General features: G+C 63.6%; 26 protein-coding genes. 14 read left to right on the top strand and 12 right to left on the bottom strand.

The window, feature by feature from the left end:
* Positions 1-53 precede the first annotated feature (53 nt).
* The 6 genes from ATN37_RS27250 to ATN37_RS27270 all read right to left on the bottom strand — a co-directional run bounded on the left by ATN37_RS27250 (position 54) and on the right by ATN37_RS27270 (position 3,221).
* On the bottom strand, positions 54-359 hold the full coding sequence (locus ATN37_RS27250) for a DUF1416 domain-containing protein (protein WP_003939797.1): 306 nt from the start codon (positions 357-359) through the stop codon (positions 54-56).
* A 2-nt stretch (positions 360-361) separates the two neighbouring features.
* The gene (locus ATN37_RS27255; protein ID WP_003939859.1) at positions 362-1,195 is read right to left on the bottom strand and encodes a sulfurtransferase; all 834 of its coding nucleotides are present in this window, start codon (positions 1,193-1,195) and stop codon (positions 362-364) included.
* Positions 1,196-1,269: 74 nt separating this feature from the next.
* Positions 1,270-1,740: a DUF4395 domain-containing protein gene (locus ATN37_RS27260; RefSeq protein ID WP_051649593.1), complete on the bottom strand. Its 471-nt coding sequence runs from the start codon at positions 1,738-1,740 to the stop codon at positions 1,270-1,272.
* Between the two features lie 131 nt (positions 1,741-1,871).
* Positions 1,872-1,958 (bottom strand): putative leader peptide, encoded by an 87-nt coding sequence (locus ATN37_RS33240; RefSeq protein WP_350318872.1) that lies wholly within the window; start codon positions 1,956-1,958, stop codon positions 1,872-1,874.
* 10 nt (positions 1,959-1,968) lie between these two features.
* Complete coding sequence (locus ATN37_RS27265) at positions 1,969-2,445, bottom strand: co-chaperone YbbN (RefSeq protein ID WP_218695855.1); 477 nt, start codon at positions 2,443-2,445, stop codon at positions 1,969-1,971.
* Entirely contained in the window at positions 2,442-3,221 is a 780-nt protein-coding gene (locus ATN37_RS27270) for an LmeA family phospholipid-binding protein (RefSeq protein WP_218695856.1), read from the bottom strand. Before ATN37_RS27270 ends, ATN37_RS27265 begins: the two co-directional genes overlap by 4 nt.
* Before the next feature lie 141 nt (positions 3,222-3,362).
* Here ATN37_RS27270 and ATN37_RS27275 point away from each other — a divergent pair, with 141 nt between their 5' ends.
* The 13 genes from ATN37_RS27275 (at position 3,363) to ATN37_RS27335 (ending at position 14,989) form a co-directional block, all read left to right on the top strand.
* Positions 3,363-4,115, top strand: coding sequence for a response regulator transcription factor (locus tag ATN37_RS27275; protein ID WP_003939728.1), 753 nt, complete (start codon positions 3,363-3,365; stop codon positions 4,113-4,115).
* 1 nt (position 4,116) lies between these two features.
* Positions 4,117-5,016 (top strand): mycothiol synthase, encoded by a 900-nt coding sequence (gene mshD / locus ATN37_RS27280; RefSeq protein WP_030535247.1) that lies wholly within the window; start codon positions 4,117-4,119, stop codon positions 5,014-5,016.
* 193 nt (positions 5,017-5,209) lie between these two features.
* Positions 5,210-6,328: a phosphate ABC transporter substrate-binding protein PstS gene (pstS, locus tag ATN37_RS27285; protein WP_099697845.1), complete on the top strand. Its 1,119-nt coding sequence runs from the start codon at positions 5,210-5,212 to the stop codon at positions 6,326-6,328.
* A gap of 62 nt (positions 6,329-6,390) precedes the next feature.
* Positions 6,391-7,482: a phosphate ABC transporter permease subunit PstC gene (gene pstC / locus ATN37_RS27290; RefSeq protein WP_007733846.1), complete on the top strand. Its 1,092-nt coding sequence runs from the start codon at positions 6,391-6,393 to the stop codon at positions 7,480-7,482.
* Between the two features lie 3 nt (positions 7,483-7,485).
* Positions 7,486-8,394 carry a phosphate ABC transporter permease PstA gene (gene pstA, locus ATN37_RS27295; RefSeq protein ID WP_081558356.1) on the top strand — a complete coding sequence of 303 codons (909 nt, stop codon included), beginning with the start codon at positions 7,486-7,488 and terminating at the stop codon, positions 8,392-8,394.
* 58 nt (positions 8,395-8,452) lie between these two features.
* On the top strand, positions 8,453-9,229 hold the full coding sequence (pstB, locus tag ATN37_RS27300; protein ID WP_003939968.1) for a phosphate ABC transporter ATP-binding protein PstB: 777 nt from the start codon (positions 8,453-8,455) through the stop codon (positions 9,227-9,229).
* Positions 9,230-9,509: 280 nt separating this feature from the next.
* Entirely contained in the window at positions 9,510-9,812 is a 303-nt protein-coding gene (gene ureA, locus ATN37_RS27305; RefSeq protein WP_003939800.1) for an urease subunit gamma, read from the top strand.
* Positions 9,809-10,279, top strand: a complete 471-nt coding sequence (ureB, locus tag ATN37_RS32960; protein ID WP_007733849.1) for an urease subunit beta — start codon at positions 9,809-9,811, stop codon at positions 10,277-10,279. Before ureA ends, ureB begins: the two co-directional genes overlap by 4 nt.
* Positions 10,276-11,985, top strand: a complete 1,710-nt coding sequence (locus ATN37_RS27315) for an urease subunit alpha (RefSeq protein WP_030535249.1) — start codon at positions 10,276-10,278, stop codon at positions 11,983-11,985. Before ureB ends, ATN37_RS27315 begins: the two co-directional genes overlap by 4 nt.
* Before the next feature lie 4 nt (positions 11,986-11,989).
* Positions 11,990-12,679, top strand: coding sequence for an urease accessory protein UreF (locus ATN37_RS27320; protein WP_165639046.1), 690 nt, complete (start codon positions 11,990-11,992; stop codon positions 12,677-12,679).
* Positions 12,672-13,415, top strand: a complete 744-nt coding sequence (gene ureG, locus ATN37_RS27325) for an urease accessory protein UreG (RefSeq protein ID WP_003939705.1) — start codon at positions 12,672-12,674, stop codon at positions 13,413-13,415. The genes ATN37_RS27320 and ureG overlap by 8 nt, the downstream gene beginning before the upstream one ends.
* The gene (locus ATN37_RS27330; protein WP_207624411.1) at positions 13,415-14,152 is read left to right on the top strand and encodes an urease accessory protein UreD; all 738 of its coding nucleotides are present in this window, start codon (positions 13,415-13,417) and stop codon (positions 14,150-14,152) included. The genes ureG and ATN37_RS27330 overlap by 1 nt, the downstream gene beginning before the upstream one ends.
* A 90-nt stretch (positions 14,153-14,242) precedes the next feature.
* Positions 14,243-14,989: an SDR family oxidoreductase gene (locus tag ATN37_RS27335; RefSeq protein ID WP_165639047.1), complete on the top strand. Its 747-nt coding sequence runs from the start codon at positions 14,243-14,245 to the stop codon at positions 14,987-14,989.
* Between the two features lie 58 nt (positions 14,990-15,047).
* Here ATN37_RS27335 and phoU read toward each other — a convergent pair whose 3' ends face one another.
* The 5 genes from phoU to ATN37_RS27360 form a co-directional block, all read right to left on the bottom strand.
* Positions 15,048-15,743, bottom strand: coding sequence for a phosphate signaling complex protein PhoU (gene phoU / locus ATN37_RS27340; RefSeq protein ID WP_003940130.1), 696 nt, complete (start codon positions 15,741-15,743; stop codon positions 15,048-15,050).
* A gap of 72 nt (positions 15,744-15,815) precedes the next feature.
* The gene (locus tag ATN37_RS27345; protein WP_064073420.1) at positions 15,816-17,846 is read right to left on the bottom strand and encodes an LCP family protein; all 2,031 of its coding nucleotides are present in this window, start codon (positions 17,844-17,846) and stop codon (positions 15,816-15,818) included.
* Between the two features lie 150 nt (positions 17,847-17,996).
* Positions 17,997-19,139 (bottom strand): tRNA dihydrouridine synthase DusB, encoded by a 1,143-nt coding sequence (dusB, locus tag ATN37_RS27350; RefSeq protein ID WP_003939756.1) that lies wholly within the window; start codon positions 19,137-19,139, stop codon positions 17,997-17,999.
* Between the two features lie 81 nt (positions 19,140-19,220).
* Positions 19,221-20,180: an acyl-ACP desaturase gene (locus ATN37_RS27355; protein WP_003940492.1), complete on the bottom strand. Its 960-nt coding sequence runs from the start codon at positions 20,178-20,180 to the stop codon at positions 19,221-19,223.
* A 131-nt stretch (positions 20,181-20,311) separates the two neighbouring features.
* Complete coding sequence (locus tag ATN37_RS27360; protein ID WP_080726688.1) at positions 20,312-21,187, bottom strand: LysR family transcriptional regulator; 876 nt, start codon at positions 21,185-21,187, stop codon at positions 20,312-20,314.
* A gap of 147 nt (positions 21,188-21,334) precedes the next feature.
* Here ATN37_RS27360 and ATN37_RS27365 point away from each other — a divergent pair, with 147 nt between their 5' ends.
* The gene (locus ATN37_RS27365) at positions 21,335-22,519 is read left to right on the top strand and encodes an MFS transporter (RefSeq protein WP_218695997.1); all 1,185 of its coding nucleotides are present in this window, start codon (positions 21,335-21,337) and stop codon (positions 22,517-22,519) included.
* Between the two features lie 57 nt (positions 22,520-22,576).
* Here ATN37_RS27365 and ATN37_RS27370 read toward each other — a convergent pair whose 3' ends face one another.
* A complete protein-coding gene (locus tag ATN37_RS27370) occupies positions 22,577-23,167 on the bottom strand; it encodes a DUF937 domain-containing protein (protein ID WP_003940105.1) in 591 nt (196 codons plus the stop codon).
* Between the last annotated feature and the right edge of the window lie 30 nt (positions 23,168-23,197).

The raw sequence follows: 23,197 nt of genomic DNA on the forward strand, positions 1-23,197 counted from the left end.
AATGCAGAAGGCCCCGCACCGGAGGGGTGCGGGGCCGCCTGACAAAGCAGGAATTACTTGCTGACGGTCACGTCCACGTTGTGCACGCCCGAGCCCTCGGGAGCGACGGTGGAGGTGCCGTTGCCCGAGCTGGACAGTGCACGCACGGTCCACTCGCCCGGAGCGGCGAAGAAGCGGAAATCGCCGGTTCCCGATGCCACGACCTCGGCCGTGAACTCTCCGGAGCCGTCGAGCAGACGCACGAATGCGCCGCCGATGGGCTGGCCGTCAGCTGCGAGAACGCGGCCGGTGATGACCGTTTCCTTCTCGACGTCGACGCCGGCAGGCAGGGTCTGGCCCTGGGTAGGTGCTCCACACATGATCAGGCTCCCAATTCGATCGGTGCGCCGACGAGTGAGCCGTATTCGACCCAGCTGCCGTCGTAGTTCTTGACGTTGTTCTTGCCGAGGATCTCCTGCAGGACGAACCAGGTGTGACTCGAACGCTCGCCGATGCGGCAGTAGGCGATCGTTTCCTTGGTGTCGTCGAAGCCCTTTTCCGCGTACAGCTTGGCGAGGTCGTCGTCCGACTTGAAGGTGCCGTCCTCGTTGGCGGTGGTGCTCCACGGGATGTTGATGGCTCCGGGGACGTGGCCACGCTGCTGCGCCTGCTCCTGCGGAAGGTGGGCGGGAGCGAGGATCTTGCCCGAGAACTCGTCAGGGCTACGAACGTCGACGAGGTTCTTGCTGCCGATGGCGTCGATGACCTCGTCGCGGAATGCGCGGATCGAGAAGTCGGGGGTCTCGGCCTTGTACTGCGTGGCTTCGCGGTTGACTGCGTCCTTGGAGAGCGGGCGTCCGTCGAGTTCCCACTTCTTGCGGCCGCCGTCGATCAGCTTGATGTCCTGGTGGCCGTACAGCTTGAAGTACCAGTACGCGTAAGCGGCGAACCAGTTGTTGTTGCCACCGTAGAGAACGACGGTGTCGTCGTTCGCAATGCCTTTGGCGGAGAGCAGATCCGAGAACTGCTCCTGGTTCAGGAAGTCGCGTCGGACGCCGTCCTGGAGGTCCTTGCGCCAGTCGAGCTTGACTGCACCCTCGATGTGGCCGCCGTCGTATGCGCTGGTGTCCTCGTCCACCTCGACAAAAACGGTCTTGGGGGTGTTGAGGTTCTGCTCAGCCCAGTCAGCGGAGACTAGGACGTCGGAGCGAGCCATGGTGTTCCTTTCGATGTGGTCTTGCATCGGTCGTTATCTAGCAGGGGTTCAGCAGGGTTGTGGGGCAAGCGTTTTCACGCGGTGGTAGCGCGGCCGGTATTTCGCAGCCTTGCGACGAGTGGATAGATCTGGCAGCCGAGGCAGATGCCGAACGCGGCGTTGAGCAGGGCCGCGAACAAGGCGAAGCCGGTGGCAACGGTGCCGACGATCGTCGACCCGGCCAGGAAACCGACCGTGCCGGCGAGTGCGAAGACGAAGCCGACGAACTGCGCGAAGCGCAGCGGCGCCACGGGTTCGCGTTCGCTGACCGGCGAGAGTCGCGGGGCGACGAGCTTGCCGAAGATCTGGCCGTACGGGCTGCGCTTGGGGCCGAGTACCGCTCCGACCGCGAAGACTATGGCCTGCAGTGCGAGAACGACGGTGGCGGCGGGCAGTGAGAAGGTCGAGAGGACGAGCGTGAGTACGAGAACGCCGGTGGTGACCCACGCGGCGAATCGAGGTCCGCGGACGTCGACCTGCTCGAGCTGGGGTGTGGTTGTGGACATCGGGAGTGCTCCTGCGCTGGATTGCATGATGCTGTGCCTGGACCGAGAAAACGGGACGTCAAAGTCCCACTCGGTGGATTGATCACGTGAGCGAAAGCTCGAAGGTCAGAGAGATCTGACGGATGTGGTGATCAGCAACAGGTACAGCAACAGCCCCCGAGGCGGCACAGGTCTACTGCGCGGCGTCGGGTGAGCATCAGCTCGTGGCGGGTTTGCACGTCGGCGAGTTTACCCCGAATTCTCGGATTTTGGCTCGTGGGGTCCGGATAGTGGTACGAGTGCAGCTTTCAGATCGGCTGCGGATGGCACTCCGGACACCCGGAACTGTTCCTCCAGGCCACCGTCGAGGATGAAGGTGGTGGGCAGCGAGAGGACACTCATCTCGCGTGCCAGAGCCGGTTCCTTGTCGATGTCGAGCTCGATCTCCACCGGCGGACGGGGAGCGTCGGCCATCGAGATCACGACCTGACCGACGACGCGGCGTACTGCCGCGCACGGTCCGCACCAGTCGGCAGAGAAATGCAGTACGACGGGTCCGCCGTTCGGCGAAGAGACTCCAGCGGCGTGGAGCAGTTCGAGGCGACTGTCCGCCGCGCCGGTCGCGGCCGGCGTGGTGACTCGGACCTTTCCGTTGCGCGACTTGAGAAAGAGCCCGACCGCGACGACGGCGACCAGCGCGACCAGCAGAATTGTGATCCCGGTCATCGGTTCTGCAGCTCTGCGAGATCGATCGTCGTGTTTTCGGCGCTGCCTTCGATCACGATTCTTCCGCCTTCCGCGTAGACCAGGCTCGGCTGAATTCCGTAGGGAAGTGCCTGCGGATCGATCGTGTAGCTGAACAGTCCGAGGACGACGGGTTCGAGTGCTGCGGGGATCGAGAAATCGGCTTTGCCCTCCGGACCGAAATACAGATTGCTGGCGACGATCTTGACCTGCCCACCTTCCAGAACCAGGTTGGCCTGCACGCTCACTGCAGTCTCGACCGGGCCGACGGCAACCGTTCCCGTCAGCACGACGGCGCCCGCGGTGCTCGCTCCGGTTCCGCCGCTGCCCCCGGTGCCATCCGACTTGTTGGCCGGCGGCGAAGATACCTGCAGGTCAGGGATATTGAGCAGCTTTCCGAGGTCGGTGGCGTTGATTCCCATCCGGCCGTCGAGTTTGTCGACGGGGAGTTGGGTGACATTGCCGTTCACGATGTCGGATAAGGGAACGGTGACCCCGCGCAGATCGGCCTCGACGGTCACTTCGCCCACCACGTCGCTCTGGACGCCGGTAGCTCTGACGTAGACGTCCTTGTATTTCCCGCCGAGTGCCTGGGTGAGGAAGGGGAACCCGTTGAAGGTGACCTCCGGATCCGACTCGAGTGATGCGCCGGTTCGGAGCTCGCGGGAAACCCGGTACTCGGCGTACGCGGCCGCGCCGAAATCGGCCACCAGTCCGAGGCCGAGGAGAAAGACGATGCCGATGATCAGTTTGCGCACCGCACCATTGTGACGGACTCCGGTCGGGGTTCGATGCGACGGCCCCGGTACCAGGCACGCTAATGTAGGGACCGACCAAAAGCGTCGAACTACTCGAGCGTTGCCCTCACGGGTTGCGCGGGCTACTAGATAGGAGGCCGTGTGGAACTGCTCCTCCTCACCTCCGACCCCAACCCGGAAGCTGTACTACCGGCGTTGGCGTTGCTGGCGCACTCGGTTCGGCCTGCCCCCACAGAGGTTTCCTCGCTACTCGAGGCAAGTTCCGCGGACGTGGCATTGGTGGATGCGCGCACCGATCTGGCTGCCGCACGCGGGTTGTGTCGATTGCTCGGAAGCACAGGATCCGCAGTACCTGTGGTCGCCGTCCTCACCGAAGGCGGACTCGTTGCCGTCAACGCCGACTGGGGGTTGGACGACATCCTGCTTCCCGGTACCGGTCCGGCTGAGGTGGACGCCCGATTGCGGTTGTTGGTCGCCCGCAGCGGCGGTGTGGCCAGTCCGGAAGCGTCGGGAAAGATCACGCTGGGCGAACTGGTTATCGACGAGGGGACGTACACGGCACGACTGCGTGGACGGCCCCTTGATTTGACTTACAAGGAATTCGAGCTGCTCAAGTACCTCGCGCAGCACGCCGGACGGGTATTCACCCGGGCGCAGCTGCTGCAGGAAGTGTGGGGCTACGACTTCTTCGGCGGCACCAGGACGGTCGACGTCCACGTGCGTCGTCTGCGGGCGAAACTCGGCACCGAATACGAGTCCTTGATCGGTACAGTCCGAAATGTCGGATATAAGGCAGTGCGTCCGACCAGGGCCAAGGGTGGCGCAGCTGCTCCCGTTCAGTTCGAGGACGACGAGGACGTCGACTACGACGCGGCCGACGGATCGGTGGTCTGACGTGGGTTGGACAGATTCACTGCCGGCTGGATTCGCCGAGCAGGTTTCCGCGCTTCTCGATCGCGCAACCGAGTTCGACGGCAAGGCGCCCGTGTCGGAACAGGGGCGCCATGCCGTTGCCGGGCGCGGCGCCGCGCGACACTTCCTCGAACTCGACGGCGATGCAGTCGTCGGTTATGCGCAGCTGCAAGCCGGTTCGGACGAGCATCCCGACATGGCCGAGTTGGTGGTCGACCCGCAGGCGCGGCGTCGCGGCATCGGAACCAGGCTTGCCGCAGCGGTATTCGACGAGGGCCGGCCGGGCACGCGTGTCTGGGCGCACGGAAACGTCGACGCCGCAGTCGAATTCGCCAAGACCCTCGATCTGGTCAGCGTTCGTGAACTCCTGCAGCTGCGTCGACCACTCGATGCTCCGCAGCTTCCGGAAATCGTTGTGCCCGAAGGTGTGACGATTCGGACGTATCGTGGACCCGAAGACGATTCCGAGATCCTTCGCGTCAACAATGCGGCCTTCTCCTGGCATCCCGAGCAGGGTGGCTGGACCCAGGCGGAGATCGACGAGAGAACGGCCGAAGGTTGGTTCGACCCTGCTGGTCTGTTCATGGCGTTCGCGGACACCGATCCCGATACTCTTCTCGGCTTTCACTGGACCAAGGTGCACGCACCCGAAGGTGACGATCCGGAGCTGGGGGAGGTGTACGTCGTGGGGATCGATCCCGCGGCGCAGGGACGAGGTCTCGGCCGAGTGCTGACTCTCGCGGGCATGCATTACCTGCGTGATCGCGGCCTCGGAACCGTCCTTCTGTACGTCGAAGGCGACAACACGGCCGCCCTCCACACGTACGAACGACTCGGCTTCGATCGCTTCCACGTGGACATGGCTTACGCCCGCGCGCTCTGACGTCACAGTCGGACACGCAGAAATGTCCAGTCTGTTCATTCTCCGTTAACCATGTGTGGTCCAGCCGGACACCGCGCCCGCCTACTTTTCTCTGTGGGCAGCGCCGTGTTGCCTGATGCAGATTTCAATCATTCTGCGTCTCATGTCGCCGCCCGATCGTGGGCGTGGCGGTAGCGATTTCCGGAGGATCTTGGTGAATCTCAAGCGCAGTGGTGCCCTGCTCGGTGTAGTGGCCGTGGGCGCCATGACCTTGGCCGCATGTGGCAGCGACAACAACTCGTCGTCGACGGGTGTGGACGGGTCCGCATCGAACGCAACGTGCGAAGGCAAGAGCAACCTCTCTGCCGCTGGTTCCTCGGCACAGAAGAACGCCATGGACCAGTTCGTCGCCACTTACATCTCCGTGTGCCAGGAAAAGGGCAAGACGGTCAACGTCGCGTACAACCCCAGCGGTTCGGGCGACGGTCGTACACAGTTCATCGCCGGCCAGATCGACTTCGCCGGCTCCGACTCGGCCATCAAGGACGAGCAGGCCGACAAGGCCAAGGAGCGTTGCGTCGGCGGCGAAGCCTGGAACCTTCCCCTCGTCTTCGGCCCGATCGCAGTTGCATACAACCTCGACGGCGTCGACAAGCTCGTTCTCAACGCAGAGGTTCTCGCGAAGATCTTCAACGGCGGCATCACCAAGTGGAACGATCCGGCAATCGCCGCGCTCAACTCCGGTGCATCGCTTCCCGACGAGAAGATCACCACCGTGATCCGCTCCGATTCCTCGGGTACCACCGACAACTTCCAGAAGTACCTCGACGCGGCATCGAACGGTGCTTGGACGTCGGGCGCAGGGTCCGACTTCACCGGTGGCGTCGGTGAGGGCGCCAAGGGTTCGGCGGGCGTTGCACAGGCAGTTGCCACGGCACCGGGTTCGATCACCTACGTCGAGAAGTCGTTCGCCGATCAGAACAAGCTCTCGGTTGCCGAAATCAACACCGGCTCCGAGGCAGTCGCACTGACCAACGACACGGCCGCGAAGTCGATCGCAGGCGCGAAGTTCAAGTCCGACGCAACCGGCGACCTGACGCTCGACCTCGCGTCGATCTTCAAGACCAACGAAGCCGGCGCCTACCCGCTGGTTCTCGCCACGTACTCGATCGTCTGCTCCAAGGGCTACGACGCGGACACCTCCGCAGCAGTGAAGTCGTTCCTGACGAGCGCGGCCAACGAGGGTCAGGCCAACCTGGCCGAGCAGGGTTACGTCCCGCTGCCGTCCAACGTCCAGGATCGCCTCAACGCGTCCATCACGGCAATCAGCTGACCTAGAGACTCGTGCGGACAAGCTCATGGATCTACATTCAGACGTGAAGGAAGTGAGCGCGCATGAGTGACGCGCCCATCACCTCGACATCTCGTTCTCCCGGCCCCGCAACCAGCGGGGCCGGGGTGGGCGGTCCGAACGGCACCACGGAGGACACGATTACTTCCACCAAGGCTCCAGAAACCGAGCATCCTCCGAAGGGTGACGGTCCGGGTAGCGGCAACAGCAAGACGGTGACCCGTCCGGGTGACCGCATCTTCAGCTCGCTCGCATCCGGTTCGGCAATCTTCATCACGGTTGTCATCGCGGCGATCGGCGCGTTCCTGATCTGGCGTGCTGTTCCTGCTTTGAGCCGGAACCAGGTCAACTTCCTGACCAGCCGTGAATGGGTCACGCAGAACATCAACGCGATGGCGTTCGGTGTCCTCGACCTTTTCCAGGTCACGGTGTTGGTCTCGCTGTTCGCACTGGTGCTCGCGATGCCGATCGCACTGGGCATCGCGATCTTCCTGACTTCGTACTCACCCAAGTGGCTCACGCGGCCACTGTCGTACACGATCGACCTTCTGGCAGCTGTGCCGTCCATCGTCTACGGCCTGTGGGGACTTCTCGTCTTCGCTCCGGCGATCACCCCGGTCGCGGTGTGGCTCAACGACACTCTCGGCTGGTTCCCGCTCTTCGCCGACGGCAGCGGATCGATCACCGGTGGCGGCACCATCTTCACCGCAGGCATCGTCCTCGCCGTGATGATCCTTCCGGTCATCACCGCAGTGACCCGCGAGGTGTTCATCCAGACCCCGCGATCACAGATCGAAGCCGCACTCGCCCTCGGCGCCACGCGCTGGGAAGTTGTGCGCACCACGGTCATCCCGTTCGGTAAGTCCGGCTACATCAGCGGCTCGATGCTCGGTCTCGGACGCGCACTCGGTGAGACGATGGCGCTCTACCTGATCCTGCGCACCACCTCTCAGGCCTTCGGCTGGTCGCTGTTCGACGGCGGCTCGACCATCGCCTCCAAGATCGCCCTCGGCTACGCGGAGTTCAACAACGACATCCAGGCAGGCGCGTACATCGCGGCCGGACTGGTGCTGTTCGTACTGACCTTCGTCGTCAACGCGGCTGCCCGCGCAGTGATCGCCGGAAAGAAGGACTGACCCATGACCTCCACTCTGGACCGGCCGGTCAAGGCCCCCACTTTCCAAGGCGTCGGCGCTCGTCGTCGTGCCAAGGACGTCATCGCGACCGTCCTGGTGAGCCTGGCAGTCGTCATCGCGCTCATCCCGTTGGTCTGGGTGCTCTTCACGGTCATCGCCAAGGGCCTGCCCGCTCTGACGTCGCCTACCTGGTTCACCAACTCGCTGAGCGGATTGACGGCGTCGGCCGACGGCGGCGGTATCTATCACGCATTGATCGGCACCCTGCTGCAAGGCATCGTGTGCGCGGTCTTCTCCATCCCGCTCGGTATCTTCGTCGCGATCTACCTGGTGGAGTACGCCGACCGGAAGTCGAAGCTGGGCAAGCTGACCACGTTCATGGTCGACATCCTCAGCGGTGTTCCGTCGATCGTGGCCGCGCTGTTCATCTACGCCCTGTGGATCGCGACCTTCGGCTTCCCCAAGTCCGCGTTTGCGGTGTCACTGGCTCTGGTCCTTCTGATGGTCCCGGTCGTCATCCGCTCCACCGAGGAAATGCTGCGCATCGTCCCGATGGATCTGCGGGAGGCGTCGTACGCGCTCGGTGTGCCGAAGTGGAAGACCATCTCGAAAATCGTTCTGCCGACGGCACTTCCCGGCATCATCACCGGCGTCATGCTGGCCCTGGCCCGCGTGCTCGGTGAGACCGCACCGCTGCTGATCCTCGTCGGCTACGCACCGTTCATCAACTTCGACCTGTTCAACGGCGAAATGGGCACACTGCCTTCCGTCATGGTCGCCGAGATGAACAACCCCACCGACGCCGGCACCAACCGCATCTGGGGCGCAGCACTGACCCTGATCCTGCTGATCGCGATCCTCAACATCGTCGCGAAGCTGATCGGTCACTTCTCACAGGTCAGAAGTAAGTGATGCGGCCTCGGAACATGTTCGTACTCAACAGCGTCATCAACTCAGTAGGGAGCCGGTAATGGCCAAGCGTCTGGATCTCAAGGACGTCAACATCTACTACGGCAAGTTCCACGCCGTCGCCGATGTGGGCCTGTCCGTCCCGCCCCGGAGCGTCACCGCCTTCATCGGCCCGTCCGGTTGCGGCAAGTCCACCGTTCTCCGTTCACTCAACCGCATGCACGAAGTGATTCCCGGTGCGCGCGTCGAGGGTTCGGTGCTGCTCGACGGCGAGGACATCTACGGCTCGAACGTCGATCCGGTCGGTGTTCGCAAGACCATCGGCATGGTGTTCCAGCGACCCAACCCCTTCCCGACCATGTCCATCAAGGACAACGTCGTCGCGGGCTTGAAGTTGCAGGGCGAGCGCAGCAAGAAGAAGCTCGACGAGGTGGCCGAGCGTTCGCTGCGCGGTGCCAACCTGTGGAACGAGGTCAAGGATCGCCTCGACAAGCCCGGTGGCGGCCTCTCAGGCGGTCAGCAGCAGCGTCTGTGCATCGCGCGTGCCATCGCGGTCTCGCCCGACGTCCTGCTCATGGACGAGCCGTGCTCCGCGCTCGACCCGATCTCGACTCTCGCGATCGAAGACCTGATCACCGAGCTGAAGAAGGACTTCACGATCGTCATCGTCACGCACAACATGCAGCAGGCTGCGCGTGTGAGTGACCAGACGGCATTCTTCAACCTCGAGGCAACCGGCAAGCCCGGTCAGCTCGTCGAGATCGACGACACCGAGAAGATCTTCTCGAACCCGACGCAGAAGGCCACCGAGGACTACATCTCCGGCCGCTTCGGATAGGTCCCGGGATCAACCCTGCACGATCATGTTTCACCCCCGTTTCCAACAGGAGACGGGGGTGAAACTTTTTGGTTGTGGTGATAGTTCCCACTCCGGTGCGCAGAGCTGAGCGTCGTTGGGCGCCCGAATAATTCGATGAGCAGCGCAAGTGCGCCGAGTGGGCGCTGAAGTAGCCGACGATGTGAATCTCGTGGATACTGACGACGCTTCGGACAATGCTAATCTCGGCCCGACAGCACGCTGTCGATCGATGTCGTTTCACAACCGGAAGGGCTTGTCAGTGCACCTCACCCCTTCAGATACCGAAAAGCTGCTCCTGAGCGTCGCGGGCATGGTCGCCCGTGACCGCCGCGAGCGCGGGGTACTGCTGAACTACCCCGAAGCGATGGCACTGATCTCGTGCTGGATTCTCGAGCGCGCGCGTGACGGAATGACGGTTGCGGAACTGATGAACGCCGGTCGGCAAGTGCTCACCCGCGACGACGTGATGGAAGGGGTACCCGAGATGATTGCAAACGTCCAGGTGGAGGCCACTTTCCCGGACGGTCGCAAACTGGTCACCGTGACGGAGCCCATTCGATGATTCCCGGCGAAGTACGTGTGTCCACCGAACCGCTCGAGTTCGGCACGGACGCGGAGAAGATCACGATGGTCGTCGTCAACGACGGCGATCGCCCCATTCAGATCGGTTCACATCTCCACCTTCCCGCGGCCAACCCGGCGTTGACCTTCGATCGCGAAGCGGCAGACGGCTTCCGGCTCGACATCCCCTCGGGAACGTCGGTTCGGTTCGAACCCGGGGTCAGCAGAACGGTGACACTGATCGCGCTCGGCGGACTCAAAAGGGTTCCGGGCCTGCAGATCGTGCCGGACGAAGACCTACCGACACATGCGCGCGAGCCCAAGACCGTCATGCCGTTCGGCACGCCCGGCGTCGAGGTCGAAGAACCTTTGCGAGCGTCCTCGGTGAACGTGCGTGTGAGTGATGTTCCAGTCGAGGCGGATTCACCGGACGACGCCGCGACGACAGTTGAGAGGACAGCCGAATGAGCAGGATCGATCGACGCGGCTACGCCTCCCTGTACGGCCCGACCGCAGGCGACCAGATCCGTTTGGCCGACACCGATCTGTGGATCGAGATCGAGCACGACTACACCGCGACCGGCGACGAGATGGTCTTCGGCGGCGGTAAGAGCATCCGCGAGTCGATGGGCCAGGGCCTGACCACTCGCGACCAGGGTGCTCTCGACGTCGTCATCACCAACACGGTGATTCTCGATCACTGGGGAATCGTCCGGGCAGACGTCGGAATTCGCGACGGACGCATCGTTGCGATCGGCAAGTCCGGTAACCCCGACATCATGGATGGCGTGCACCCCAAGTTGCTCATCGGGCCGAGCACCGACGTGATCGCCGGCGAGGGGAAGATCCTCACCGCGGGTGCGATCGACACTCACGTGCACTTCCTCAGTGAAATCGAGATGATGGAGGCGCTCGCGACCGGTACGACGACGGTGGCGGGCGGCGGAACGGGCCCCACCGAGGGAAGCAAGGCAACCACCGTCACACCCGGCGCCTGGTCCTTGACGATGATGCACCGCGCCCTCGACCACATCCCGCTCAACGTTCTTCTCCTCGGCAAGGGCAGCACCGTCAGTCATGAGGCCATGCGTCAGGAAGCTCTCGCCGGCGCAGGCGGATTCAAGGTTCACGAGGACTGGGGTTCCACTCCGGCCGCGATCGACGCCGCTCTGCGCGCAGCCGACGAGTTCGGCCTTCAGGTAGCGCTGCACGCCGACAGCCTCAACGAAACCGGTTACGTACAGCACACTTTGGATGCGATCGCCGGACGCGGGATCCACGTGTTCCATGCGGAAGGCGCCGGCGGCGGGCACGCACCGGACATCATCGTGACGGCAGGTGAGCCGAACGTTCTTCCGGCATCGACCAATCCGACGTTGCCGCATACCGTCAACACGGTTGCCGAGCACCTCGACATGCTCATCGTGTGTCATGCGCTCAATCCCCGGGTTCCGGAGGATCTTGCCTTTGCCGAGTCTCGGATCCGGCCGACAACGATTGCAGCAGAAGACTTTCTGCACGACATCGGAGCCATCTCGATCACCTCGTCCGATGCCCAGGCGATGGGCCGTATCGGTGAGGTGACCCTGCGGACATGGCAGGTGGCTCACGTCATGAAGGCCCAGTACGGCAAGCTGGGCACCAGCATGCCGGCCGACAACGAGCGTGCGCGGCGTTACGTCGCCAAGTACACGATCTGCCCCGCGGTGGCGCACGGTATCGATCACGAGATCGGCTCGGTCGAGGCCGGGAAGATGGCGGACCTGGTGCTGTGGGATCCCGCGTTCTTCGGAGTCCGTCCTTCTGCCGTGATCAAGGGCGGGGCGATAGTTGCTGCGCCGCTTGGTGATCCGAATGCTGCTATCCCGACCCCGCAGCCGGTGTTCGTTCGCCCGGCCATCGCGGCGACTCCGGGATCGGCCCCGCACCTGTCCACGACGTTCGTCTCTCCGATGGCCATCGAGGACGGTCTGGCCGATCGTCTCGGTCTCACCCGCACCCTTACCGGTGTTCGTCCGACGAGACACCTCACCAAGGCGGACATGCCGAACAACACGGCGCTGCCGTCCATCGACGTCGATCCGGAGACGTTTGCCATCAAGGTCAACGGCGACCTGATCGCGCCCAACCCCGTTGACGTGGTGCCGATGGCTCAGCGCTACATGCTGTTCTGAAACCATGTCGATCGAGACGGCATCTGCCGAGATAGCATCGATGCTCTTGGCAGACGGGCGTCTGCCTACCGGCGGTCACGCGCACTCGTCGGGGTTGGAACCGGCACTGGCGGGCGGACTCCTGCAGAGTCAGGTCCCTGACTTCATTCGCGGTCGACTCGAAACAGTCGGACTTGTCGAGGCCGCTTCAACGGTGGTCACGCGCCGCTGGGCCGTAAGTGAGGGTAGTGCAGGCGAACTCGAGGACATCTCGAGGGAACTGCTCGCTCGGACTCCCAGCGCACCGCTGCGTGAGGCGTCGATTCAGCTCGGCCGTGGGCTGGCGAGACTGGCGTCGCGATTGTGGCCGCAGCACCCCGCGGTGCAGATGCTCATGGCGCTGTCTGGGCATCCGATGCGTCCGCTCGCGTTGGGCGTCTTCACGGCGGTCTCCGGGATGGACGACCTACAGGCAGCCAGATCTTGTTTGTACGACGACGCCCAAACGGTGGCGTCGGCGGCATTGAAGCTACTGCCGGTGGATCCGGCAGAACCGGTCGAATGGTTGCTCCGAGCAGCCCCGACCATCGAAACCGTCGCCGCGGCTGCCGTAGCCGTCGAGGGCGTCGCAGATATACCCGCAACAACAGGGCCGTTGGTCGAACAATGGTCACTCGAACACCACGCTCGATCCAGGAGGATTTTCCGTGCTTGACAACCTGAACAACACCACCACTGCTGCAAGAGGTTTGAGGCTCGGCGTTGCCGGCCCCGTCGGCACCGGCAAAAGCACCCTCATCGCCACCATCTGCCGCGAACTCGCGGCGGAGTACGAGATCGCGGTGGTCACCAACGACATCTACACCGACGAGGACGCGCGACTGTTGCGCGCGGCCAACGTTCTGCCGATCGAGCGCATCGTCGCAGTCGAGACCGGTGCGTGCCCGCACACGGCTATTCGTGACGACGTCACGCCGAACCTCATTGCGGTCGAAGACCTCGAGCGTCAGTTCCATCCCCTCGACATGGTGATCGTGGAAAGCGGCGGTGACAACCTGACCGCCACGTTCAGCCCGGCACTGGTCGACGCCCAGATCTTCTGCATCGACGTCGCGGGCGGCGGAGACGTCGCACGCAAGGGCGGTCCCGGAATCGAGCGGGCAGATCTGTTGGTGGTCAACAAGATCGACCTGGCCCCGTACGTCGACGTCGACGCGGTCCAGATGGTTGCCGATGCCACGGCCGCGCGTGACGGACTTCCCGTTCTCGCGCTCAGCCAGAAGGATCACTCAACGATCGACCAGCTCAGTGCGTGGCTCCGCCAGGTCATCGCATCTCATCGCGCGGGTAGTCACACCCCGCAGGATCCGGGGCCGATGGCGCCGCACTTCCATGCCGATGAAGAAGACCACGGTCACGGTCACGGGCACAGCCACTCTCACGCTCACTGATGCGCACTGGAGCTACGCGGGTCGTCGTCGAGAGAGTGGGTGACACCGCTGTTGCGCGAGAGCTGATCTCGGGCGACTTCTTGGCCCCGCGGTTCGTCGACGCTCGCGGGCTCACCGTGCGAATTGCCCTGGTAGGGCACAGTGCAACGCTGCTGGCCGGCGACGACCTGCGTATCGAATTCGTAGTCGCTCCGGGTACGTGCCTCGAGGTGATCGAGCCGTCGGGGACCGTCGCGTACAACGCGCGTGGCGGCCGGGCGTCGTGGTCGGCTTCGGCGAGCGTCGGCGCCGGTGCGGCGCTGATCTGGCGCGCGGCACCGTTTGTCGTCGCGGGCGGCGCGGATGTGACCAGGCGCGTGGATATTTCGCTGGAATCCGATGCGGTTGCGCTGCTCGACGAGATGATCGTGTTCGGCCGGACCGGCGAAACCGGCGGTGCCCTTCGCTCGGATCAGCGCATTACCGTCGACGGTGACGCGCTGCTCGTGGAAACTCTCGACCTGCGTAGCGTGCCGGGCCGTTCGCTGCCGGGAATTCTCGGTGGCCATCGCGTGCTCGGTACGACCATGCTGTTGGGGATGAAGACTACCGACGACGTCGAAGGGCACGTGACGCCGCTGGCGGGAGCAGGGATGCTGGCACGGGCCGTTGCCGATCACGCACATGAGGCGAGCGCAGCGTTGGATCCGATCTGGTCGCAGTGGCGTGGGCGAGTTTCGCGGGAGTACACCGACTGATTCGCCCTACCGTCACACTTCGGGAGGCTGCGTCGTCCAGTATGTGACCAGGCCGAAGAGAGCCGGGCGCACAGGTTTGACGGAGGCATCATGCGAATTGTTGTTCTGGGCGGAACCGGCCAGATGGGAAAGCTGGTCGTCGAGCAGGCAAAGGCAGGGGGCCACGACGTGGTCGCTGCCGCTCGATCGACGGGAGTCGACATCTCTACGGGTGCCGGGTTGGACGAAGCATTTTCCGGCGCCGACGTGGTCGTCGACGTGAGTGATCATGTCACCAACAGTGCGAGGAAGGCGATCGAGTTCTTCGAGACGGCAGCAAGGAACATCGTCGCGGCCGAAGCCAGGGCCGGCGTGAAGCACCACGTGTTGCTCTCGATCGTGAACTGCGACGATCCGCGATTGAAGTCCTTCGGTTACTACCAGGGGAAGGCTGCGCAGGAACGCGCGGTGGAAGCGTCGAGTATTCCCTTCACGATCCTGCGATCCACTCAGTGGTTCGAGTTCGGCGAGAAGACGATCGCGCTGTTCGGACTGGGGCCGATCGCTATGGTTCCTCGGATGCGGTCACAACCGGTGGCAGCGAAGACCGTCGCCGAGGCTCTGGTGACGTGCGCTCAGAACGGTCCGACCGGGAGGGCTCCAGATCTCGCCGGGCCTGAGGTCCTCGAGATCCCGGCCATGACGCGCGAGATCTTGAAATACCGTGGCCGACGTAAGTGGCTGATCCCGATCTCGATGCCGGGAGCGGGTAAGGCGATGAAGGGTGGGGCGTTGCTGCCCGCGCCGGGATCCACAACTGCAGGACCCACGTTGGAAACCTGGTTGCACGAGAACTGAATAGGAAAGGCGGCCGCGCAAGTGCGCGGCCGCCTTTTACTCACGTGGACGGTTGGGTTCAGAGATCCGGGTACGAGGTGAGGTTGTCGACCTTCTCGGTGGTTTCGGGCTCTTCGGGCAGCTTGCCGGTCACCAGGAAGATGACACGTCGGCCGACCTCGACGGCGTGGTCGGCGAATCGCTCGTAGAAGCGGCCGAGCAGCGTGACGTCGACTGCGGCGGCAACGCCGTGCTTCCACTCACGGTCCATGAGGACGGTGAAGAGGTGGCGGTGGAGGTCGTCCATCGCTTCGTCTTCTTCGCGCAGACGGGCAGCGCGCTCGGGGTCGCGGGTCTCGAGGACGACCTTGGCGGCCGCACCGATGGAGACAGCGATGCGTCCCATCTCGGCGAAGTAGCCGTTGACCTCTTCAGGAAGCACGTGGTTGGGATGTCGGCGGCGCGCGATCTTGGCGACGTGCAGGGCGAGTGCGCCCATGCGGTCGATGTCGGCGACGATCTGGATTCCGCTGACCACCGAGCGCAGATCTCCGGCAACGGGAGCCTGCAAGGCGAGCAACGCAAACGCGCGCTCCTCGCAGATGGTGCTGAGTTCGGTGATCTTGTCGTGTTCGCCGATTACTTGTTCTGCCAGGGACAGGTCTGCCTGGAGCAGGGACTGGGTGGCGCGCTCCATAGCGGCACCCGCCAGTCCTGCCATCTCGCCGAGCGTGTCTGCAAGCTCGGTCATCTGTTCGTTGTAAGCCACGCGCATGAGGTCAGAGCCTACGTGCCGTGAAAGACCAAGTCACAAGCACCAGGTGAACGCAAGGTGAATGAACGCGTGTCAGTCGCAGGTGGTGTCGCCGGCGTTGACGCTGGCGATGTCGGCGGGCAGAGCCGTCGAGGTGCTGGTGTCGACCGACGTCGGATTTGCCGCCAGGATGGTTCCCGGGTCCGCGGGGGCAACGACGGTGCCGGCGAAATTGCTTCCGACGACGACCTCGATCATGTCTCCCATGCTCGGAGCGAGAACCAGAACCGCGCCGGGAATCGACGACGCGACCGTCACCGCTTCAGCCTCGTAACCTGCGGCGTAGCGCACGACGGTGGTCGACGCTTGAGCATTCGCCAGGCCGGTGGCTGCGCTGAAGTTACCGACCGTGGAGATCTGGAAACCGTAAGCCGCGAGGCTGTCGGCGATTGTCGCGGCCTGCCCGGCGATTCCCGAGGCGTTGGAGACGTCGACCGAGATGTTGTAGGCGCTCATTGCCTCGACGGAAGTGGCGGCCGGCGGCGTGCTGGACGTAGGAGCGGTTGTCGTGGAACTGGTGGACGACGGTGTGGTGTCCTCGCGCTCTTCACCCGGAAGCGGATCGTCGTCGATGATCGCCTGGAAGAGGGACTTGATCTCGTCCGTGCGAGGAATCTCGTTGCCCCAGTCGTTGGTGCCGTCCGTGGGGACCGTCAAGAACGTGACCGCGCCTGCGTCGACGTTCTGGAGCGAGCGACCGAGGGTGACCAGTGACTTGGTGTCGATGTTTTCGACGAACGTGTCGCTGGTGAAGGCGTTGATGAATCCGTTGAGCTTGCTCGGATTCAGGAGGACCTGGTTGGACAGGGCCGAGCGGAGCAGCGCCGACAGGAACTTCTGCTGACGGGTGATGCGCCCGTAGTCGCCGTTGCCCTCGGCTTCGACGTGGCGAGCACGCACGTAGTTGAGGGCGGTACGGCCGTCGAGCATCTGCGTGCCGCCGGAGGCGAGGACGGTTCCGAGGATGCCGTCTTCGATCGGTCCGGGGGAGCAGACGTTCACACCGCCGACGGTGTCGACCATGCGCTCGAAACCGGCGAAGTCCATTCCGACGAAGTGCCCGATTTTCAGGCCGGACATCTTCTGGATGACCTTGACCAGGCATTTGGGGCCACCGAGTGCGTACGTCGCATTGAGTTTGTCCCCGCTCGCTGCCGGGAAGGTTTCGCTGGTGTACTTGCCGGCGTCGTTGTCCCATCCCTGACAGATCGGACGTTCGACGTCGAGGTCACGCGGGAAGGAGACGGCGACGACGCGGCTTCGGTCGGCGGGAATGTTCACCAGCATGACCGTGTCGGCTCGGGCGCCTTCGGCGTCTTCGACGGTTCCGGCGCCGATCTCACCGCTCGCACCGGCGCGGGTATCGGTGCCGATGATCAGGTACGTCTCGTCGCCGAGTTGACCACCGGCGTCGATGATGTCGTCGGACTCGGTGTCGAGTGCCGCAATCTGATCGAATCCGCCTTCGACCGAGCGCAGATAGCCCCACACGACGCCGGTCAATGCGAGAGACATGACGGCCAGGAACGCTACTGCCGATCGGCCGATCACTTTTGCGCGATGGCGGCGGCGAATCTTGCTTTGCGCCAGACGAGTGGCGCCGGTGTCACCGACTACCCGCGGCACTGCGGAGGTGACGGGATGTTCTTCGGTGATCCAGTCCGCAGCGGCGGGCGGAACGGTCGGACGGGCGGGAATCGGCCGGGCGGGGGGCGGCGACGACGCTGCTGAAGATTGAGTCTTGGGTGTTACGGATTTGTTCGGCGCCGGCTTGGGCGGCGTAGCCGGGGCTGGTGGCGGCTTCTTGTCGCCTACCCGACGGACCAACTCGGCGACCGAAACAGAGTCGTCGGTCGGAGGCGAGTCCCGTCGCCCGGTACGTCCACTGCTGCGACGCTCCGGGGGACTGGGTGGTTGCGGTGTTGGTCGCTGGGGTGTGGCAGGGCGCTGGGGCGTTGCCGGTTGGTCCGGTCGGGCGTTGCGGAAGCGCTTGTCTGCGAGCGGACGTTCCCAGGGGGCGCGGCTCTCGGGCGGAGGTGGGCCCGAATCGTGATCATCACCCACCGATGCAACCTGTCCCGTCGTCGACTGTCAGTAACTCGTCATTCAGATGCCGGCGTCAACCGGTTGTCGACGAAGCTGGAGCCATATTACTGGTGAATCCTGAGTGCTTCACTCAGAAAGTGATGTGAGTAATCCGACGGCGTGTTTTCGCTAGCCACCCGAGTGCATCATGTCAGCTCCCACCGGCACAAGGTCGTCTTCGGGATCGTCGAGCCAACCTTCCGGGAGTGCTACCTGACCGGGTGAGCCTTGGCGTCCGCGCGGGCCTTCGGCGTCCTTGGGGAACGGGACGTCGTGGTCGAGCTGTCCGAGCAGATCGTCCAGTTCGGACAACGTGCTGACCAGAGCCATCGAGACCCGCAGATCCGATCCGACCGGGAACCCACGCATGTACCAGGAGACGTGCTTGCGAAGTTCGCGCAGACCCTTCATTTCACCGTGATGTGCGGCGAGCAGTTGGGCGTGACGGGCGATGATCTTGGTGACTTCGCCGAGCGTCGGCGGCGTGGCGATCTGTTGTCCGTTGAGAGCTGCGCTGAGTTCCGCGAACAGCCATGGCCGTCCGAGGCAGCCGCGTCCGACGACGACGCCGTCGCAGCCGGTCTCGTTCATCATGCGGGCAGCATCCGAGGCGTCGAAGATGTCGCCGTTGCCGAGGATCGGCACGTCGGTGACGTGTTCCTTGAGGCGCGTGATCTCGTTCCAGTCAGCAGTGCCGGAGTAGCGCTGCGACGCGGTACGTGCGTGAAGTGCGACGGCAGCGGCGCCTTCAGCTGCGGCGATCCGGCCTGCGTCGAGGTGCGTGTGATGTTCGGGGTCGATGCCGACGCGCATCTTGACGGTGACCGGAATGTCGGTGCCTTCGGTGGCGCGCACGGCTGCCGCGACGATCTGACCGAACAGTCGACGCTTGTACGGTAGCGCCGATCCGCCGCCCTTGCGGGTCACCTTGGGTACCGGGCAGCCGAAGTTCATGTCGATGTGATCGGCCATGTTCTCGTCGACGATCATCTTGGCCGCGGCGTAAGTCGTATCCGGGTCGACGGTGTACAGCTGCAGCGACCTGGGCGTTTCGGTCGGACCGAACGTGGTCATGTGCATCGTGGCGGGTTGGCGTTCGACGAGCGCGCGGGCGGTGACCATCTCGCAGACGTAGAGCCCGGACGTGCTGCCTGCACGTTCGAGTTCGAGTTCACGGCACAGCGTGCGGAAGGCGACGTTGGTGACGCCCGCCATGGGTGCGAGGACCACGGGGCTGTGCAGCTCGAGTGAACCGATACGAAGGGATGACATGTCTACCTCTGAACAAATACTTGTGACAATTGGAAGTGCCCGGTACCGAATCCGGTACCGGGCACAGAATAGCTGGTGAAACTAAGAAGCCTGCTGTTCGCGCTTGGCGGCTTCGCGTGCGAGCATGCGATCGCGCTGTTCCTCGAACTTCGTCGCGTTGGCGGCGAGTGTCTCGAGGAAGGCCGCCAACTCTTCGCGCGTGTTCTCGCCTTCGGCGCTGAAATCGTTGCGCTCGAAGATGTTCCACTTGCGCAGGACAGGCCAGACGACCTCGTCGAGGTGCTGGCGAAGGTCGTAGATGCCGTGCTTGGCCATCAGAGCGCCGTTGCGGCGGAAGTTCGGCATGCCGGCACCGGGCATCTGGAAGTTCTGGACGATGTTCGCCACAGCCTTGAGCGCCTGATCGGGAGCAAGATCGAGCGCGGCGGCGCAGATGTTGCGGTAGAAAATCATGTGCAGGTTCTCGTCGGCGGCGATGCGCTGAAGCATCTTGTCTGCAATCGGCTCGTCGCAGGCCTTGCCGGTGTTGCGGTGGCTGACGCGCGTCGCGAGTTCCTGGAAGGTCACGTAGGCGACCGAGTGCAGCAGGCCGGCGTCGCCCTCGTCGATGGGTGCGCTGTAACCGTTTGTCATGTGTTCCATGCGGAAGCGCTCGAGCTCGACGGGGTCGACTGCGCGCGTGACGACGAGGTAGTCACGCATCACGATGCCGTGGCGGTTCTCCTCGGCGGTCCACCGGCCGACCCACGTTCCCCAGGCACCGTCCTGCGAAAAGTTCTCGGCGATCTCACGGTGGTACGACGGCAGGTTGTCCTCGGTGAGCAGGTTGGTGATCATCGCGGCGCGAGCTACCTCGCCGAGTTGTGACTGTTCGAGACTCCAGTCTTCGCCACCCATGGCTGCGAAGTTACGGCCCTCGTCCCACGGAACGTAGTCGTGTGGATGCCATTCCTTGGCCATGGAGATGTGGCGGTTGACGTTCTCCTCGGCAACCGGCTGCAGCTCTTGTAGCAGCTCCAGCTGCGTCAGAATCCTCGTCATTTCTTGCCTCCATGTTGAGTGAATGCGCGACTTCGCCCCAGCCTACGGCACCGTAGGTTTGAAAAGAATGGCATGAAAATTGCTCCCCTCGAGGGATGTTACCGATCCGTAGTTATCCGGGGGCACTTTCACTACCAAGTCGTTCTTTCGACGTAGTCGCGGAACGTCCGGGCGGGATCGGACAGCTTGCGACTCTTCGACCAGATCAGCCCTATTTTTCGCTGTGCTCCTTCGATCGGTACATAGACGACTCCTTCGGCCCAGATCGGTGGATCCTGAACCGGCATGACCGAGACACCGAAGGACGCGGAGACCAGTCCGCCGACCGTTGCCAGCTCGCTGCTCTCGAAGACGAAATTCGGAGTGAATCCTGCGGCCGCGCACAGTTCATCGAGAATTCTTCGCATCCCGAAGTTCGGATGCATACCGATGAACGGTTCGTCGGCCGCGTCCGCAAGCTCGACCGAATGCAACTTCGCAAAGCGATGATCAGCCGGAACAGCCAATGCCAGTGACTGCTGGGCGATCTGCATCCACGCCACCTGCGGATCGCGCGGCTGAGGCGAGACGACGGCCAGGTCGGACGTGCCGGCGGCGATTCTGTCGACCAGGAACTGCGCGCTGTCCTGATGCAGTTCGAATCGCACTCCGGGATACTCGACGCGGTATCCGCGCAGCATGTGCGGCACCAACCAGGTGCCGAACGAGTGGAGGAAGTCGAGTCGGACCGTGCCGCTCTCGGGGCTCGCCAGCGACTGGATTTCGGTCTGCGCGGCGTCGAGGGCACGCAGTGCGATGCGAGCATGTCGATAGAGGATCTCGCCGTACCGGTTCAGTTCGAGTCGGCGTCCCTGACGGTCGAAGAGTGTCACGCCGATCTGTCGTTCGAGGCGAGCGAGTTTGCGCGAAAGGGTCGGCTGCGACAGGTGAGTCAGATCCGCGGTAGCGGTCACCTGTTGGGTTTCGGCGAGCACGACAAACCATTCGAGGTCTTCGGTCAGCATCACGAACCCAATCTATATACCCCCAGAGCATATAGAACACCAAGTTTATGCATTTTCTTTTGCCAAGTCGGGGCGGGAGGATTCTTGCCGGAGGTAAGTGATGCCTGGAGGTACGTGGTGACTGTCGAGAATGTGATCGAATCCGAAGTGATGCCGCTTCGCCGCGGAACATCGGGATATCGAACCGTGACCGTTGCGTTGTTCGCGGCCGGGCTGTCGACGTTCATCTCGATGTACGCGGCACAGGCGTTGCTGCCTGCGTTCGCCGAAGACTTCCACGTCTCGCCTGCGGTGTCTGCGCTGTCCGTCTCTGCGACGACGGGCATGTTGGCGTTGGCAATCATTCCGGCCAGTGCGCTCTCCGAGCGCTTCGGTCGCACGCGGGTGATGATCGCGTCGGCGTCGGCGTCCTGTGTGATCGGTTTACTTCTGCCGCTGAGTCCGACGATCGAGGTTCTGCTGGTCGGACGCGCAGCACAAGGATTTGCTCTGGCCGGTGTCCCGGCGGTGGCGATGGCCTATCTGGCCGAGGAGGTCGATCGGAAGGACCTCGGTGCAGCGATGGGAAGGTACGTCGCCGGCACGACGATCGGTGGGCTGATCGGACGGCTCGTGCCGTCGGCCGTCGTCGATTTCAGTACGTGGCGTTGGGCGCTGTTGACTGCGTCCGCGCTGTCGGCATTGTTCGCGCTCAACATGATCCGGCGGCTTCCCGCGTCGAATTTCTTTCGCCCGCAACCGATATCGGCGCGCACGATCGCGTCGAATCTACGACGCCACCTTGCGAACCCGTCGCTGCGAACACTCTTCGCTTTGGGATTCATCCTGATGGGCGGCTTCGTGTCGATTTACAACTTCCTCGGGTTTCGGCTCACGGCAGCACCTTTCGGCCTTCCTGAAGCGCTTGTGGGCCTGGTGTTCCTTTTCTACCTTGCCGGAACTTTCACCTCGGCGGTAGCCGGCGGGGCCTCTGACCGACTGGGTAGGCGCAGCGTGCTGCTCGGGTCGGTTGTCGTCATCGGTATCGGCCTGGCACTGACCGTTCCGGACAATCTGGCGTTGACGCTCGTGGGGATGCTGCTCTTCACCGGAGGATTCTTCGCCGCACATTCGGTGGCCAGCGGTTGGGTGGGGCTGATCGCTACCGATCACCGGGCCGAGGCGTCGGCGTTGTATCTGTTTGCCTACTACGCGGGTTCGTCCGTGGCGGGCGCCCTCGCGGGTCTTGCATACGCGGGTGGCGGTTGGGTCGGGGTCAGTGCTTTTGTGGGCGCGCTGCTGTTGGTTGCGTTTGCCTTGTCACTGAGGATGTTTCGATCTTCGACGGTTGACTGAACCGAGCACTGCGGCGATCCCGAACGGGATCGCCGCAGTGCGAATCTGTCGAGCGAATTACTTCTTGCCGCCGCCGAGGAGGCCGCCGAGCAGGTCTCCGAGGCCGCCGCCCCCGGATCCGCCCAAGATACCGCCGAGTGCTCCGCCGATGCCGCCGCCGGAATTGCCGCCGCCGCCGAGAATTCCGCCGAGGAGGTCCCCGAGTCCGCCGCCACCGGAGGCCTGGGTCTGCGCGCCGGCTCCGCCACCGGTGAACTGCTTGGCGAGGTAAGCCAGGACGATGGGAGCGAGGATCGGCAGCAACTGCTTCACCAGATCGTTTCCACCGCCGCCACCGACACCGCCCAGTGCGCTGGCGACCTGATCGGTGTTGCCGCCGAAGATGTTCGAGACGATCTTCTGACCGTCAGCGGTGTCGACTTTGCTGATGTCGACGCCGTCGTCGAGAAGGCTGGTGTCGGCGTGCGACTGCAGCGCACTTTCGAGTGAGGCTGCGCCGGCGGGATCCTGAGCGTTGGCGCCGAGGCCACCGACGAGGGTCGGAAGTGCAGTCTTGACCGCCGATTCGGCAGTTGCCTGGTCGACGCCGAGTTGCTGCGCGATCTGGTCGATGGGGATCTGGGATAGAAGGTCGTCAAGCGATGCCATTGATGCCCTACCTCTTCTGGGGTACTACTC

Origin of the sequence: Rhodococcus sp. MH15, assembly GCF_019266045.1 — a bacterium.
Classification (GTDB): domain Bacteria; phylum Actinomycetota; class Actinomycetes; order Mycobacteriales; family Mycobacteriaceae; genus Rhodococcus_F; species Rhodococcus_F qingshengii.

Coding starts and splice junctions, on each gene's coding strand:
- ATN37_RS27265 (WP_218695855.1), bottom strand. CDS start 2,445: ATGACCGGGATCACAATTCTGCTGGTCGCGCTGGTCGCCGTCGTCGCG.
- ATN37_RS27355 (WP_003940492.1), bottom strand. CDS start 20,180: ATGACGAGGATTCTGACGCAGCTGGAGCTGCTACAAGAGCTGCAGCCG.
- ureB (WP_007733849.1), top strand. CDS start 9,809: ATGATTCCCGGCGAAGTACGTGTGTCCACCGAACCGCTCGAGTTCGGC.
- pstB (WP_003939968.1), top strand. CDS start 8,453: ATGGCCAAGCGTCTGGATCTCAAGGACGTCAACATCTACTACGGCAAG.
- pstA (WP_081558356.1), top strand. CDS start 7,486: ATGACCTCCACTCTGGACCGGCCGGTCAAGGCCCCCACTTTCCAAGGC.
- dusB (WP_003939756.1), bottom strand. CDS start 19,139: ATGTCATCCCTTCGTATCGGTTCACTCGAGCTGCACAGCCCCGTGGTC.
- ATN37_RS27255 (WP_003939859.1), bottom strand. CDS start 1,195: ATGGCTCGCTCCGACGTCCTAGTCTCCGCTGACTGGGCTGAGCAGAAC.
- ATN37_RS27335 (WP_165639047.1), top strand. CDS start 14,243: ATGCGAATTGTTGTTCTGGGCGGAACCGGCCAGATGGGAAAGCTGGTC.
- phoU (WP_003940130.1), bottom strand. CDS start 15,743: ATGCGCGTGGCTTACAACGAACAGATGACCGAGCTTGCAGACACGCTC.
- ATN37_RS27370 (WP_003940105.1), bottom strand. CDS start 23,167: ATGGCATCGCTTGACGACCTTCTATCCCAGATCCCCATCGACCAGATC.
- ATN37_RS27260 (WP_051649593.1), bottom strand. CDS start 1,740: ATGTCCACAACCACACCCCAGCTCGAGCAGGTCGACGTCCGCGGACCT.
- pstC (WP_007733846.1), top strand. CDS start 6,391: ATGAGTGACGCGCCCATCACCTCGACATCTCGTTCTCCCGGCCCCGCA.
- ATN37_RS27250 (WP_003939797.1), bottom strand. CDS start 359: ATGTGTGGAGCACCTACCCAGGGCCAGACCCTGCCTGCCGGCGTCGAC.
- ATN37_RS27315 (WP_030535249.1), top strand. CDS start 10,276: ATGAGCAGGATCGATCGACGCGGCTACGCCTCCCTGTACGGCCCGACC.
- ATN37_RS27330 (WP_207624411.1), top strand. CDS start 13,415: ATGCGCACTGGAGCTACGCGGGTCGTCGTCGAGAGAGTGGGTGACACC.
- ATN37_RS27365 (WP_218695997.1), top strand. CDS start 21,335: ATGCCGCTTCGCCGCGGAACATCGGGATATCGAACCGTGACCGTTGCG.
- ATN37_RS27320 (WP_165639046.1), top strand. CDS start 11,990: ATGTCGATCGAGACGGCATCTGCCGAGATAGCATCGATGCTCTTGGCA.